Consider the following 17,508-nt stretch of genomic DNA (forward strand, 5'->3'; position numbering starts at 1 on the left):
GGAGTGGTTGTAGTGATGTAGTAAGCACACGATGCAATCCCCCGCTCCCGCACGATTGTATCGTGTGGTTTGTGAGTGTTTTGCGAAAGATATGTGGTAAGTAATGTAATTAAGTATTAACTGTTTAGTGTAAATCCTACTATGAGTCGTAATTATAAATTTTATCCCTATTACCCCAAACCCCTAAAGGGGCTTAAAAGGGTAGTCCGTTTGGGAAAGTCCCCTTCAGGGGATTTAGGGACAGAAAAGAAGTAGTACCGTTAAGCTACTCCAGTGGAGGCTATGGATTATGGAAGATATTAAATTGGAAATATTGTTGTATGAAACATCAGAAGGATTTGGAATTAGAAACTAAACTAATTTTTTGAATAATATTGAATTTGCTAATAAAAATCAAATAAAAGCTATGAAACTCAGACTAATTATTTTAACGCTATTTATCTCTAACAGTTTGTTTGCACAACATGCCAAAGAGAAACAGGTTTACTTTAAAGAGTGGCATTTTCCTACCGTAGTAGTACCTGCCAGTATAAATGAGTACAAAATTGTTTATGCACCTATTAGTTTAAGTAAAATTAAATTTGAATCGGTTCGGAAAATGGACGAAATTAATTTGGAGCCTGTAGACTTAGATGAAAACCGTTTAAAAGATGGAAGTATTTTTAGCTCTCTTGTTTTAAACCAGTTTAGTTACAGGAGGCATTCTAACTATTGGGATACTTTGCTTATTATAAAAGTAAAGTATAAGGATGTAAAGTTTAAAGTAGAGATAAAAGACAACCGACAAAAAGGAGATAGCATTGCTTCGTATAAAAGTACCCTGAGTGCCTACTGTGAAGTGCAAATTACAGCTGCAAATAAAGCTGGTATAAACTTTTATGAAGAGAGCAAAAAACACGAATTCCCAATAACCGAACTTAAAACCTACAAAAAGCAAAAAATTACCAGTAGTGATCTTGCCAAAGAGCTAATAATAAAAAGAATTGAAAAAAATATTGAAAAATACAATAACGACCTGTACGAGGGAGTAGCTAATTTTACAAAAAGCTTGGGGAAACCTTTAGTTGAAAGTATCGATTTTTATGTGGCTCGTACACCAATTCCATTTTATTTACTTAAGGATAAGAAAGGCTATGATTTTACTGAAATCAATAAAGTAACAAGCGAGATGATGGACTTATTCTCTTTGCCATTTTCTGATACCAACAAGTTAAAGCTGGATGAAAAAGCAAAGACCTGTATTAATTTTTGGTTAGAGAAAACAAAAGATTACACGGAGAGTGATAAAAAAGACAAAAAAGTATTATGGGCTTTATATGCCAATATTATAAGTGCTAATTACGTGTTGGGTAATGATGAAAAGACGATTGAATACAACTCCAAAGTTAATGAATTAGATAAAAGGAAAAGCAGTACTATATTTAACGAAATGGTGCAGAAAAGAGCCGATTTAAGACAATTACATGCGGACGAGAATGGGCAGTTTAAAAGAGACTTTGCAGCAGTATCCTTTTCGAAGAAAAATAAAGAACAGCTAAAAGAACATGGGGAATACCTTAAGTATAAAGCATTAGGCTATTTGTATGGTCGTATAGAAACCAATGAAGGCATAAAGCACGAAGGCTACCTTAAGGTGAACACCGAAATAAAGAGTGACATTATTAAAGATCCATCTTTTTTAGATGGTAAAAGTGCAACTCTTCTTACTATAGATTCTATGGGAGCTGTTAGTACACGATTGTTTAAAGCGAAGAATTGTAAATATTTAATAAGAAGTGGCTTTGATGGTGGAGATACAGGTTCTCTCCATAAATATGTAGCCTTAAAGTTTTCATACGATGGCAAAACTAAGCCAGGGGAAGGCAAGCAAATTCAACTTCGTCAATACCGATTTGCTCAATTGTATGTTGAGTCTAAATATATAAAGTTGTATCAGTATGAAAATGCAATTGTTCTGCAAAAGCCTGAAAATGATTATGGCGAATCCACTTCTTCTTTGAAGTTTCAATATGCATTTAAAAAAGAACTGGCAAAATTTGTACCTGATTGTCCCGAAGTATTAGAGAAAATTAAGAATAACGAATACGAGAACGAATTTATGAGCCTTTATGGTTTCGCTAGTGATATTGTCGATTATTTTGAAGATTAGTATTCAATAAAATTTGCAGCATACGCAAGAGTCGGAAACATTATAATCATCTCCCACCCTTAAGTGTAGCTTATTGGTGCGGTTTGGAAGAAGTCCCCTTCAGGGGATTTAGGGGTGGAGGAGGTAGGGGTGAAAATAAAAAGGGAAAAAAGAATAATAAAATGGCAATGAGTGATCAAGTTTCAATGTTTTATAATGCGAAGCCACACATTTTTGAGAAGGCAAAGTATCTGAGAGGAAATATGACTTTGGCAGAATTAAGGTTGTGGGAAGAATTGAAAGCAAAAAAAGTTCAGGGTTTACGCTTTAGAGCTCAACATCCAATAGATATTTTCATTGCCGACTTTTATTGTCACTCATTAAAATTGGTAATTGAGGTGGATGGTGGGATACATCAATCTTCAGAACAAAAGGAATATGACATTGGTCGGGAAGCAGAAATAAATCATTGGGGAATTAAAATAATCCGTTTTACCAATAATGAAATTGAGGAGGATCTTAACAAGGTAATTGACGAAATCAATAAAATCTGTAGTATACAGAAACTTGAGTTGAAAACATTATAATCATCTCCCACTGATAACCCCCGCTCCCGCACGATTGCATCGTGTGGTTTGTGAAGGATTTTAGAAGGTGAGGTTGGAAAGTTATGTGGTAAGTAATGCAATTAGGAATTAATGATTAACTGTTTAGAGTAAATTTTGATATGAGTCGTAATAATAAATTTATCCCTATTACCCCAAACCCCTAAAAGGGGCTTAAGAGGGTAGTCGATGTGAAAAAGTCCCCTTTAGGGGATTTAGGGGTAGGTAGGATAAGAAACAAAAAAAATACGAAAGTAACCGAAATCATTGGAGTCCATTTAGGGGTAGAAAGTTGGAGTAGTATATGCTGGATACCCCAAGCCCCTAAAAGGGGCTTAAACGGGTAGTCGGTTTGGAAAGTCCCCTTTAGGGGATTTAGGGGTAAGAAATGAGGAATAGGAAAGCCGAAAAGTAAGACAGTTATTAATTAGAAATTATGCTATGGGTTCTTTGTGATTGTACTTTGAGTCCTTTGTGGTTAGATATATCTCAAAAGAATTAATGGTGCGGTTTTGGGAAGGTTCCCTTCAGTGGTTCCGAAAGTTTTCGGAATAGGTGTAAATGAGAAAAAGGAATAGTTGAAAATAAAAATCAAATAATTAAAACAATACAAAAATGAAAGACTTTAAACACTACTGTTTTATACTCTTAATGGCTCTTATGGTTTGCAGCTGCCAAAAAGATGAGCCTATGGTTCCCCCGGTAATAAATGCCATAGCAGCATCAGATATAACCAATACAACGGCAGTTATTAATGCCGAAATTACAGAAGCAGGTTCCGAGCCAATCCTTAAGTATGGGTTTGTTTGGACAGAAGGTTACGATGGAGTTTCAACTCTAAACGAAGGAACGGTTGAATATTTAAATGGAAATCCTCAGGAAGGTAAAATCTCTTTTGAATTAAAAAATTTAGAGCAAGGAAAGCATTACAAATACAATGCTTTTATTCAGACCGAGACCGATACTTATATGAATAAATATGGAACTGGTTTTGATTTGGCAAGTCCTGAAATTACTGATATCAGCCCTAAGGAAGGTTCAGGTGGAACTAAGGTGACCATTACTGGTAAATACTTTACAACTGACAAGGAAGCTATTTCCCTAGAGTTGGGTTCAGATGAGGCCGAAATATTGGAAGCCTCCGAAACCGAAATTACGTTTATTGCACCAGATGGTTATGCGGGAGATAAAGATATTGAGCTTTATTTAGTTGTAAATGGAGCGACAAGTCAAAGTGAAATCACATTTAAATATTTGAGATATTTTACACTAAATGAGGAGTATATCAGATCAGACCAATCAATAGGAGTTTTTGTTAGTGGATATTTGCCTATGAATTCGGAAACAAATAGAGCGGATATAAATTTCAAGATTAATGGGAAACTATGCGAGGTTATTTCTGAGTGGCCAGGTGATAAGGGGTATACGGTAACTGTACAAACTCCAAAAGATCTTCAGCCTGGAGTAGCTGATTTGGAAGTGACAAGTGGCAGCGGGTATAAATATTATAATAAGAATAATACGCTTACAGTATTGCCACCTGATACCTGGCTTAAGAAAAACAATTTGCCAGAGAAACAAATGGGGGATGGCTTTGGTTTTACCAAAGGAGATTTTGCTTATGTTTTAAGTAATCAAAAACTTTATCAATACAGTCCAACCAACGATAGCTGGAGCCTTTACAAAGAGATTTTATCGCTAGAATATAATAAGACTGATGCAATTGGTCTGATTGATGAGGAATTATTGATTCTGCAGGGAAAGACTTTAAAGAGCTTTAATTTTATAGGAGATTACTCTATGGCACGGGCAGAATTCCCCGGAGAGCTGCGAAAAGGTGCAGCCAGCTTTGTTGTGAACAATACGTTCTATTACGGCTTGGGATACATCGGCGACGTATTTCAGAATGATCTTTGGAAGTATAATATTGATAAAGATGAGTGGACGCGTCTTTCGGCTTGTCCATCACGAGGTGAGTCAACTAAATATTACAGAGACTGTGCAATTGTAAAGGATGAGGTGGTCTTTATTGGGAAGTTTGAATATGATTATATAACAGATACATATAAAGAGAGCAAGTCATCTTATCGACCAGAATATCATTCATTATTGATTGAAGATAAGATTTACTCAATTAAAACGGATAATTACATCTTCGATTCAATCAAAGATGGTTACTATAAATATAAGAGTAGACTTAGTATATCAAATTTCAGTTTTGAAAACAATTTGAGCATAAGAAATACTGATTGTCCAGGAGCATATAGTAGTCATTACTTTTATTTTGTTATTGATGGGAAGATTTATATTGGTGGAGATAATGACAATTTAGAGTTTTGGGAATTTACTCCTGCAGATTATTAAATGAAAAGAAAGTTTTGGGGAGTTGTAATTGTATACTCCCCTAAACCACATCCCATAAAATACCAAACAATTTAATAACTAATGAAACATCTTATAGCCCTATTTTTATTGAGCTTATGCATAAGCAATGCTTTTTCGCAGGAAAACGATGCAGAGTTTAAACGTGGTGTCGCAATTCTGGCTTCGCCCAAAAAAGATAAAGTGTTGCTGCGTTGGGCGCCTAACCATCATATTCTTTGGAAACAGGCGAGTACAAATGGTTATACTTTGGAACGATTTGTATTGTACCGTGATGGCAAACAGCTACCTCAACCCGAATACAAGCTTTTACAAGAAGGGATAAAGGTGAATAAAGAAGCATGGTGGGAGAATGCCATGCAGGATTCTCTTGTAGCCGATTACGATTGGCTTTGTGTGGCAGCTCAGGCTATTTATGGCAAAGAGTTCGAAATGATTGATGAAAAGCAAAATCCGATGATGCAGATGGTTTATAAAACCAGAGAACAGGAGAACCGGTTTTCATTTGCCATGTTTGCAGCCGATCAATCGGCCAGAGTGTCGAAGGCAATGGGATTGAATTATACCGATACAGATATCAGGGAGAATGAAATGTATCTGTATCGGGTTTATCCTACCCATTTAACTGTTGAGGTGGATACGGGATATGTATATACGGGAGCAGCTGATTATCAACCCTTACAAAAACCATTGGGACTGCATGCTAAGGCAGATGGAAAAAGAGCATTAATTGTATGGAATCAATTTCTATTATCAACGACTTACAATGCTTATATGGTGGAACGATCGGATGATGGAGGAAACTCTTTTCACTCAATAAGTGAATCGCCAATGGTTCTTACCTATGGCGATGATGGAGATATTCCTATGGATATGATGAAGCCCGATTCCTTACCTGAATTGTTGAAAGAATATCAATATCGAATTTATGGACGCACTGCTTTTGGCGAAGCAGGTCCTTATTCCGATGTGGTTAGCGCAATGGGAAAGCCTCAGTATCAAATAGGATATGAAGATTTGGATCAGCAGATTAATGATAATGGAGAGGTGGAAATTCGATGGAAACTGGATTCCGTTGGAGAACAATATGTGAAGAATATGCAGGTGCTGAGGGCTGGCTCATCAACCGGAAATTTTAAGGATGTTTCGGGTGAGTTGAATGGGAAAGCCCGGTCTTTTGTTGATATGGAACCATTAAGCACCAATTATTATAAAATTAAGGCAACAGGAGTAAACGACGATAACTTCTATTCGGTGCCGCTGCTGGTGCAGCTTCAGGACAGTATTCCTCCGGCACCACCTGTAAACTTACAGGGGCGAATCGATTCTACTGGTTTGGTACACCTAAGTTGGGATGCAGGGCAAGAGAAAGATATAAATGGATACCGTGTTTTCCGATCCAATTTCATGATTGATGAATTTAGTCAGATTACCAAAGTACATACTCGCGATACTTTTTTTGTAGACTCCATCGATTTGTACAATTTAACCCCTAAAATTTATTACAAGGTAGTGGCTGTCGATCAACGTTTTAATCAATCGGAATTGAGCGAGGCATTACTGCTTCAAAAGCCAGATACCATTTCTCCAGTGCCACCTATATTTTCGAATTACGAAATTACCGATGAGGGAATTAGTCTTAGTTGGGTACATAGCTTTAGTGTTGATACCCAATACGAGAAGCTGTTGAGAAAAGAAAAAGACAAGGAGAGCTGCGATACTTTGGCTCGTTTTTCCATTACCGATTCCATAAATTCCTATCTGGATAGAAGTCCTAAAAAAGGAATTGCTTACCAATATTGTATTCTTGCCGAAGATGCCGGTAAAAACCAGTCTCCCGCAGAAAAGTGGCTGCAGGCAGAAATTGCTGATGATGGATTCCGCCCTGAATTAAAAGCAGTACAGGCAGAGGCAAAAATAAATGAGGGACATGTACTTCTTACATGGAAAGCAGCAGACAAAGATGTTGTTCAGGTAAATATATATAGAGCTGCAGAGGGAAAAGAATTAATATTCTATCGGCTCATTCAAAACAAATCGGAATTTAAAGATGCTGATGTAGAGCTAAATACCCACTATCAGTACCGACTGCAGGCTGTGTACAAAGATGGAGGTAAATCTCCTTTTACCGAACTACTGCAAATTCAGTACTAAACAATTATTTTCAGATACCAGATCATTTTATCATCCATAAAACCATTACTATGAAATTGAGATTTTTACTGTTTTTTATACTTGTTTTTTTATTGGGGAGCTTTTCGGTAAAAGCACAACAGGATTTGGTTTATAATGGAGAGGTGGAGATTGAGATAAGATTAAATAAAATATCTGGGAGATATATTCATGATAATGATAGTTGGGCAGAGTGTAGGTTAAGGTTTTGGAAAAATGATGTAGAGCAAAATTATGTATTCGGAAGTGGAATAAAGATTGATAAATCGTATTGGCAAGATTTTGATCATGATTATTTACCTGGGTATTGGCTTTATAAAAAGAAAGTTAAATTATCAGGTAAGACATTAGTAGATTATTATTCAGATTCAGATTATACTTTTAGTTTTAAAGGATGGGAACATGACGGAGGAAATAGTTCTGATAAACATGTGCAGTATGGTGATTTTAGTGTGAAATCGCTTTTGGAGTATAATAATTCACCGGGATGGCATACAAAAACAATTGAAAGTGCTAAGGGGAGTGATGCACATTCATGTTGGAGGATTGAATTAGAATATTACATTACACCACCCTCAGTAGAAATTACAAGTCCTTCTAAAGATGATACCAGTTTTCAGGAGGGTTCCATAGTTCCTTTAAAAGTAGTTAAACCTGAAGGTGCTAATTTTGAGTACGAATGGATGGTGCAGATTGATGGTGCTACTACTACAGAAAAAACCGAACGTAAGGTTTTAGCTCCGTTTTTCTTTTATGAATATGGAGAATCATTTCCTTGGATTTCGGCAATTGGCAGAGAGCCAGAGGATGGATATAATCTTCAGTTTTATTCTAATATGTCTCGGGAAGAAATATGGAATGTTACTCAATATGTTATGTTTTATCTTAAAGATGATCCTTCTGATAATGAATTGGAGGATATGATAGAGCGATACTTGATAGATGAAACAATTGATATTCCCTATTTTGTTCCAGCAATAGATAGTAAAACAAAGTCCAATATCACAAACGATGGAACCTGTGATTACCTACTCCCCGAATCAAATAAATTCTACCGAAATTTCAAATTTAGAGTGCAAACCATTGTCCGTACTGATGACAAAGCTGACTTGCGATGTATTGAAGAGGATAAAATAGTTATTATTGATGTTTTTCCGCATTATCCAATAATTAAGGATTTAGTTGCATCGAATATATCCTGCCATAGTGATGATGAGCATTACCAAGATCTTGAGCCTAATCAAAAAGATGGAAGTGTTAGTTTTTCAATTACAGGAGATGTTGGTGTTGGTGTTGATTTTTATCAAATTAACGTCACAAAACTCGACCCATCGGGTAATTATACTATAAATAGGTATTCTGAACCAGAGACAGCTAATTCAGTCATAGTGTCAGGACTGGATGAGGGTGAATATAAGATTGTTGTCAGTAACTATTTTAATAAAGTCGATCCACGTGATGTTAATCAGGGCGTTCCATTTATGGTGGGCGATGGGAGTGCTACTTTTAGTATTGGTAATCCCAAAGCATTAGAAATTATGAGCCGCGATGTTGTTAACAAAAAAATATGCGATCAATACGAAATAACAAATATAGTTGGTGAAGGAGGAATTAAAGGGGACGGGTATAAGTACAGTTTTGTTTCGGATGAGGATTTTTCTGCTGGTCCTCTATTACTAGATGTAAGTTCTGTTGAAAATAATTCTGATTTTAACTACTCCTTATGGATTAAAGATGATAATGGATGTTTGGCTAAAAAGGAGTACGTGAAAAAACGAAATATACAATTAGACCTGGAATTGAAAATAATTGATAATGTTGAATGTTTTGGAGAAAAGGGGAGTGTTAATATACGAGCTGTCGGAGGAGTTGAGCCATATACTTTAATAAATGAAACGAATGGAAAATCCCTAACCCAAGGTACTATCGCTGGATTTAATGCAGGAACGAATGATATTAGTATTACTGATGATGAAGGTTGTTCTTTTGAAAAGCCTATTGTCTTAAATGAGCCACAAAAAATAGAAGTCTATGATTTTGTAAATGTGAAGCAATATGACAATTTTGATATCAAATGCCATGGAGCAAGTGATGGAAAAGTAAAGTTTAAAGTAAAAGGAGGGCTTGCGAATGGCCCAGATGGTAAACCTAATAAATATTCATATACAATTTCTGGTCAGATGAATAAGAGTGGTGATAATTTACCTCCTGCGACAGACATAACATTAGAAGGTTTAGAGGCAGGGAATTATACCTTAGAAATATCCGATGCCAATGGTTGTTCTTTAGGTACATTATTTCCTTTTGAATTGAAGCAACCGGATGTAATTACAATTAAGAATCCCGAGCCTAAATATATCAATTCCATTAAGGATAAATTTCATTTCTCTTGTAGTGATGCATCAGAGGATATAAGTATAGAAATACATGGAGGTTTACCTCCTTATTCTGCAACACATAGTTCTTCTTTAATACCAATTGAAAAGGTTGGTGCAGTGTATAAGGCTAAGTTAGTTAAAACAAAGGAGGTTAAACCAATACTGTATGTTTCTGACAAGGGCTGTATTAATAAAAAAAGAAGCGTCGATTTAATAAAACCTTTACCGTTAACTGTAAATTTTGAATGCTCTACTTATAAGGCAGGACCTGAGGATGGCACGGGAGAAATTTACCATATCAAAAAGAATGGAGACACCGATAAGTTGAATGTAATTATTGAAGGTGGGATTACTCCATATACTATTAATTTTCAGAAATATGATGATAAAAGTGGAGTTTGGAAGCTTGTAGAGAATAGACCCTCTAACTTGAGTGTGAATACATTTAATGTAACTGCTGGTACCTATAAAGCTATTGTTAATGGGAAATATCCTACATGTATACAAGAAAATGCGATAACGATAAAGGAACCAGCCAAATTAGAGTTGCCAATAACATACTATAAAACAAATGGATATGATATTGCATGTAAGGATTCAATAGGTGCAATTACTGTAAAGCCTACGGGAGGGATTCCCCCTTATGCTTTAACTGTAAATGGTGGAGTATCATTGTCATTTTCTAATTTAGTTAGTGTAGACAAGTATATTAGTAAATTACCTGCCGGGACTTATGATTTATTGTTAACAGATTTTCATAAAACAGAATTTAGAGATAGTATTGTTCTAATCGAGCCGAAAGAATTAACACTAGATCTTACCACAACAACTTATGAAGGTGGTTATCAAATTAAATGTTCAGATTTATTAGGTTATGTTGATGCAAAAGCTGGTGGTGGGATTGGTACTACATACAATTTATTACAAACTTGCAAGGATAAATCGGATGTTTTCAAGGAAGATATAAATACCGAAACTGTCAAATTTATTGGATTAGACAAGGGGTATTATACGTATAAGTTAACGGATAAATATGGTTGTGTCCTTGAGAAGTCAATTGATATAAGTAAGCCTGAAGAACTTAAAATAAATTTTGGAGCTATTAAAATCCCATCATGTAACGAATTCGACATGGGTGATCAATCTAAAAAGGAAGACGGACAAATTGAGCTTACGATTAGTGGAGGAGCAATGCTTGGCTATAAAACCAATATCTATCAATCGGATGGAGTCTTACCTGATGTTAGTAAAGTTGAAGTGAATGGAAATTCACCAGTATTTAATTCTCTTGTGGAGGGAGAATATAAATTTATCACAATAGACGGGAATGGATGTAAAGTTGAAGAAACCAAAAAGAAACTTGAGCAACCTGATTTATTAACATTGGATGTAAGTAAAATGATGGTGACTGAACCCACATGTTTTGATTACAGCGATGGTCACTGGGAAAGTAAGATTTTGGGAGGAACAACTGCAACGGGTCAATATACTTATGAAATAAATGGTGTAGGAGGCAGTACTGGAAGTACGTTTAACCGAAACAATTTAGCAAGCGGCAAATATGTAATGGAGATTTCAGACGATAATGGTTGCTATTACAAATTGGAAAAAGAATTAAAGGAGCCCGATTTCATTATTAATCAGTTGGAAGTATTGGGGATAGATATTTTGAAAGATGGCGGTGTTGCTAATTTTGACTGTTTTGGCAGTGAAGATGGCAGTACAATAACAGTGAATGGGGGAACTGCAAATTATACAGTGCAGATCAATAAAGAAGGAACGCTATATCAGGAGCTATTAGAAGTTGCAGAAGGAGTGGGTGTCTCAGCCAAGGATTTAGGAGCAGGTAGTTATAGCATTCTTACTACAGATAAAAGAGGTTGTCAATCGGATAAGATTGATTTTGAATTAAAGCAACCGGAAGAAATAGAGTTTAATCGGGATGAGGCAAAGTATATCGATGAGGAAACTAAGGAGGTATTTGATTATACTTGTTTGGGAGCTTCTGAAACAATTGGAGTATCGGTAAAAGGTGGTTTTGCACCTTACCAAATAACTTATAATGGGGAGACTAAAGAAATATCAGAGTCAGAAGGATACGTTGATTTTAATGTTTTTGGTACAAAACCTGTTTTCTATATTGTTGATGCAAAGAACTGTCCTAAAGAATATAAGCCAACACTTAAAGAGCCATTAGAACTACAACTGGAGTTATTCAGTAATCATTATGGAGAGGATTATCAAATTAAATGTTTTGCTGGGACAGATAGTATTTGGGCAAAGGCTACAGGGGGAATAACTCCTTATAAATTTGAATTACTGGATGAAAGCAATACTCTAATTGCAACCAAATTATCCAATGATGAAACATTTTTTGAAGATTTACCTGCTGGTTTTTATCATGTAAAGGTAACGGGAGCATATAATAACGATTGTTTTACAGCAAACATAATTACTTTAAATCAACCAGAGGCATTAAATGCAGATATCGAATTGTCAAATTACAATGGTTTTGAAATAAAATGTAATGGACTAACCGATACTATTAAAGTAGAAGCCTTGGGTGGTATCTCTCCTTATACAATCCACTTAAAAGGGATGGTACCTGAGGAAGAACTTACTGAAATTGGTGATGAGCAGATTGAGGAGGAATTTACTGAAGTAAAAAATGGACAGGTAATTTTTAGCGATTTACCAGCAGGCGAATACCAAGTAAGTATTACTGATAAATTTAAGGCTTGTGAATATCTAAAGGATACGGTATTAACTGAACCAACAGCACTTAAATTTGATATTGAAACATCGCATTACGAAGGCGGGTTCGAAATTAGGTGTTCCTATTTGAAAGATTCTGTGAGAATCACCCCATATGAAGGAATACCCATTACCAATTCATCAAAATATAAAATCGTACAATCGGATGAAGATGAAAATCATCAATTAGGAAATATTGTTGCTGGAGAAGATCTTGTATTTAAAAATTTAGAAGCAGGTATGTACACCTATATAGTTTCTGATGATAATGGGTGTTCTGTTAGCAATGTAGTAACGCTTGTAAAACCGGATTCTTTGCAAATTACAGGTATTGATTTTACAATGCCTACTTGTCATGAAAAGGATATGGGGGACATTTCGAAAAGAACAGACGGTGAAATAAAGGTTCAGGCAACAGGAGGTGTAAGTTATTCTGGAGGCTATTATGATTTTCTATTAAATAAGATGTCCCTTTCAGATGCAAAAGATCGGTTGGATTCAATTAGGGCGATTTCAAATACAACATTTATTCAACGGGAAACAGGAGAATACATTGTAGAAGTGACGGATGCAAATGCTTGCAGAATAGTAAGAAGCAAGCTACAATTAAACCAAGCGGATTGGCTGCATATAGAAAACTTTAATTCTGTTATTCCGGAATGTTACGAAGCAAAAGATGGATTTTGGACGAGTGAAGTATTAGGTGGAACAAGTACCTCGGGAAACTACTCATTTATTATTTCTAAAGATGAGCAGGATTTTAGAAATGGCACAACTGGTAAGGAATGGAATCAGGATGGGTTAGGCAAAGGCAAATACCTTCTCGAAATAACTGATGATTTAGGCTGTTACTACAAACAAGAGGAAGAATTGCTGCAGCCTGCCGAAATGGCCATCGATTTTGATGTAATGGGTGTGACCAATTTTGGCAGTAATGATGGAGCAGTTCAGGCGAGAGTTAGTGGTGGAAATGGAGACTATCGATACCAATGGTATCACAAAGGTGAAAAATACTCAAATGGCACGCTTAAAAAAATTGAAGAGCTTTATGCTGGAGAGTATACTGTTGAAATCTGGGATAAGAACAATTGTCCCTATGGTAATAATGAGTTTGGAGTTGCAAATGGTTTGAAGAAGACGGCTGGTGTAATGGAGCCAGGAGGTAAATTATCTATTGTTGCCAATCCTGTTAAGACCAGTTATTTTGGTGCGGCAGATGGTGTATTGGAAGTTTCAGCTGTTGGTGGATGGCCTTATGCCGTTTGGCCGGGATATGAATTTTCTTTAAATCAGGGTACATGGGTAGTGACCAGTAAATTTGAAAATTTAAAAGCTGGATTGTACCAATTGCGGGTAAAAGATAGTAAAGGAGTAAAAGATTCAATAGAAGTGGTGATTGAAGAGCCTGACGAAATTTTGATGGAATTAGAGAAGAGCAACTGTCTTTGCTTTAACGATGAAAGTGGTAGCGTAAGGGTTAGTGCAACTGGAGGTACCGCACCTTATACCTATGCAATTAATTATGCGGTAGATTTTTCTAAATCGAATGAATTTGCGGATCTAAAAGCCGGGAATTACCGTGTTTTTGTAAAAGATAAGTTGGGTAATATTCAAAATCAATATATTGATGTTGATGAACCGGAAAACCTTAAGGTAGAATTGTCAGATTTGACACATAGTACCTGTAACAGTAGTAATGGTTCTGTGAAGATAGAAATAACAGGTGGTACGCCTGAATATTATATCAATTGGGGTGATTTTTATCCGGCTAACCAATTACAACCAAATACTCTGGCAGCTGGTAATTATCAAATTGAAGTTACTGATGCCAACTCATGTGCAGCTTCACAATCATTTTCAATAGGAGAAGAGAGTGGCCCTGAAATTAGTTTGATAGACTTGAAAGAAGTGAGTTGTCATGAATCCACAGATGGGGAAATATCCATTGAGATAACAAATGGGACAGAGCCATATGATGCGATTTGGAAAGGCCTCGAAAGTTTAAATCCAAGAGAAATCAAACAATTGGGAAAAGGGAAGTATTCGCTTGTTGTTAATGATGCAAACAATTGTTTTGCTGAGGCAGAATATGAAATTACGGGTCCTGAAGAATTGGAATTATATGTAAGCAGTTTACAATCTCCAAATTGTGTTGGAATTGATGATGGAAGTATTCTGTTGACTGCTGTTGGTGGAAGTCCTGACTATAACTATAATTTAAATGGTAAATCAAACAGTAACGGATGGTTTCCTAATTTAGGAGCTGGAGACTTACAAATAGAGGTTACTGATGCAAATGCCTGTAAAAAGGCTTTAGAGGCCGAATTGAGTGCGCCAGTACCTGTTTCAATACAATTACCAAATAAGTATGTATTGTGCAAAAATCAAACAGAAATAGTAAGTTCAGGAGTGAATGGTGTTTTAAGTGAGTGGTTTTTTGGAGAAAATCAATTTAGCACTAATAATGAGGTTGAACTTTCCGAAGAAGGGGATTATCGATTGGTTGTAACAACAGAAAAAGGATGTGAGGCAGAGCACGAATTTGCAATAACATTTCTTGATTATGAAGTAGTGGCTGATTTTATTATTCCTGTTGAGGCCATTGTTGGTGATACTATTGTTGCTGTTGATATTTCGTGGGAGCAACCCGATTCGGTAAAATGGCATTTCCCAGACGGATTAGAAGTGGTGAAGAAAGAAGAGGCATCAATTTGGTTGAGAGTACTGAAAGCAGGAAACCACACAATTGGCATGTCCATTTTTAAAAATGAATGCAGCGATTATATGGAAAAGCAAGTTAGGGTTGAAAGCAGCAGTACTAAACGGAAAGCAGGATTTATTCAGCCTGATCAAGTTTATATAACTGAGGCAAAATTATATCCTAATCCGAACAGGGGTGATTTACATTTAAAGCTTCTCTTGAGTAAAACAGCAGACGTGAGCTTGGAAATATATGATGTAGAAAGAGCTCTTAAAATAGATACAGATGAAGGCCATAATAATGCCGTTTACCAATTCGATTTCAATAATAGATCCATATTTAGGCCAAACAATGTGTATGCAGTTGTAATTATAGTTGGAAAAGAAAGACGAGTACTGAGATTCCTTGTGTACTAAAGTGATTTCAAAAGTTTTCTGATGATTTTAATTAATAATCCCACTTTAAATATTTATTTGAAGTGGGATTTTCTTTTGAAATGTTTATGTCTTTTTAGATCTGTAGTAAGCGTCTCCATCTCGTTTGATATCAACTTTTCGCTGGCTCTGGCATAGTTTTCCGTCATTCTGGTGTTCGTATGTCCCATCATGTTCGAAATAGCCTTACTATTGAGATTATTGCCCAAAGTAACAGTTGTTGCAAATGTATGTCGAGCTGAATGTGTACTTAAGCTTTTATTGATGCCACATAGGTCTGCTATTTCCTTTAAATAGGCATTCATTTTTTGGTTGCTTGGCACGGGCAATAGCTTTTGCTGAATCTTACAAATAGGATCGTCTTTGTACTTGGCAAGAATGGCTTTGGGAATCTCAAAAATTGGAATTTCGAATTCTACTTTCGTTTTACGCCTTTTGCTTTTGATCCATTGATTACCATCTATGCCTTTTACAATGTGTTCTTGGCTAAGAGATTTTACATCTGAAAAGGCCAATTCTGTAAAACAACAAAATAAATAGAGGTCTTTAATAATTTCAAGACGTTTGATATCGAAAGCTTTCACCATTAGATTATTCAACTCTTCATCATTCAGAAACTCTTTATCAACCTTTTCCATTTTGAACTTGATCTTTGCAAAAGGATCTGATCTCATCCATTCATTTGCCAGAGCCCAATTCGTTATTTTCTTAAAATTCTTAAGGTATTTAAATGTGGTATTGGTAGAACATTTTCGTTCCGTTCTAAAGTAATGCTCAAAATCGGTAATAAATTGGTGGTTGATTTTATTCAGCGGTAAATCTTTTAAGTTGTATTGCAGCTGAATGAAATCTTGAGTATGTTTCAGACAGGTTCTGTATCGCTCTACTGTACCTTCTGCCATATCTATCTCAATACGTTTTTCACACCTTTCATTGTGTTTCTGAAAGATGCTTATAATGCTATGATCATCATTCTCCTGATTTAAGCTGGCTTTTACATTTTTACAAGTAAGCTCTTCTTGAATTTCAAGATCATTAATGATTTTCAAGAGTTTTTCATCCATATATTGAACGTATCGATTGTTTTCCTTTGCCTTAAGAGAATTGCCTTTACATTTCCCTTTATTAGAATCCCAGAACTTAGCATCAATACTTCTTTTAAGAGATATGTCTAATCTTTGACCGTCAATTGTAATTCTTACGAAGATTGGAGATTCTCCGTTTTTCAGTTTGGTAGTTTTTCTTGCAAAAAATAAAATTGAAGTTGTTTGTCTCATTTTTACTGGTTTTTAAATGTTTTAAAACGATTTTCAAAACTAGCAAACGAGTGATTTTTCGATAGAGCAAAAGGGTGTATTGTAGTGTATTAGCACCTCTGTAAGGTGTAGCGTTTTTCAATATTCTAATCTACACCTTTCAAAACACCATTATAATGTACTTTTTGGTGCTTTATTGCGTCGGTGCTAAATGAAGAAAGCCTTGTAAACGTTAAGTTTACAAGACTTTTCTTTTTATTGCATTTCTGCATGGCGGAGAGAGAGGGAGTTTTTTGTTAGTGTATAAGTGGTTTATTTATTGTTATTTATAGTGCTACGGTTGCTTGTGTTCACCTGAGAGTTCACATTTAGTTAATCTCAAAAGAAATTATATTATTTGATGTATTTTGTACATTTATCGATATAGAAAGCATACCTATAAATAAACGAGCCGGTTATGTGAATTAAGTAACAATTGAATGACTAGTATGATTGGTAGTTTGTTTTAATTCAGTTAATTAAATTTTATCAGGAGTGATTTAGTAAAATGTTAGGTAAATAAATAGCCTGTGCCGAATTTAAACAAAAGCAACTAAAAAATCTAAGTTTTATAAGATTAAAACTTATACATTCTGTATATGTCAGTTTTAACTACACTGTTCGTTAAATGGACGAATACCCCAAGGGGTGTTTGAGGA

6 protein-coding genes are annotated in these 17,508 nt (G+C 35.5%); 5 read left to right on the forward strand and 1 reads right to left on the reverse strand.

Translation table 11 applies throughout. The annotated features are described in order from the left end of the window. Nucleotides 1–406 precede the first annotated feature (406 nt). The 5 genes from BZG01_RS12555 (at nucleotide 407) to BZG01_RS12575 (ending at nucleotide 15,536) form a co-directional block, all read left to right on the forward strand. Nucleotides 407–2,149: a hypothetical protein gene (locus tag BZG01_RS12555; protein ID WP_143470906.1), complete on the forward strand. Its 1,743-nt coding sequence runs from the start codon at nucleotides 407–409 to the stop codon at nucleotides 2,147–2,149. A 167-nt stretch (nucleotides 2,150–2,316) separates the two neighbouring features. Beyond that, nucleotides 2,317–2,715 (forward strand): endonuclease domain-containing protein, encoded by a 399-nt coding sequence (locus tag BZG01_RS12560; protein ID WP_245870363.1) that lies wholly within the window; start codon nucleotides 2,317–2,319, stop codon nucleotides 2,713–2,715. A 633-nt stretch (nucleotides 2,716–3,348) separates the two neighbouring features. After that, nucleotides 3,349–5,097 (forward strand): IPT/TIG domain-containing protein, encoded by a 1,749-nt coding sequence (locus tag BZG01_RS12565; RefSeq protein ID WP_101310191.1) that lies wholly within the window; start codon nucleotides 3,349–3,351, stop codon nucleotides 5,095–5,097. An 81-nt stretch (nucleotides 5,098–5,178) separates the two neighbouring features. After that, entirely contained in the window at nucleotides 5,179–7,269 is a 2,091-nt protein-coding gene (locus BZG01_RS12570) for a fibronectin type III domain-containing protein (RefSeq protein WP_101310192.1), read from the forward strand. A gap of 50 nt (nucleotides 7,270–7,319) precedes the next feature. Continuing rightward, a complete protein-coding gene (locus tag BZG01_RS12575) occupies nucleotides 7,320–15,536 on the forward strand; it encodes a SprB repeat-containing protein (protein ID WP_101310193.1) in 8,217 nt (2,738 codons plus the stop codon). 53 nt (nucleotides 15,537–15,589) lie between these two features. On the opposite strand, the gene BZG01_RS12580 is transcribed toward BZG01_RS12575, so the two are convergent. Beyond that, a complete protein-coding gene (locus BZG01_RS12580; RefSeq protein WP_101310194.1) occupies nucleotides 15,590–16,831 on the reverse strand; it encodes a site-specific integrase in 1,242 nt (413 codons plus the stop codon). Nucleotides 16,832–17,508: the final 677 nt, after the last annotated feature.

Origin of the sequence: Labilibaculum manganireducens (assembly GCF_002843385.1) — a bacterium.
GTDB classification, from domain to species: domain Bacteria; phylum Bacteroidota; class Bacteroidia; order Bacteroidales; family Marinifilaceae; genus Labilibaculum; species Labilibaculum manganireducens.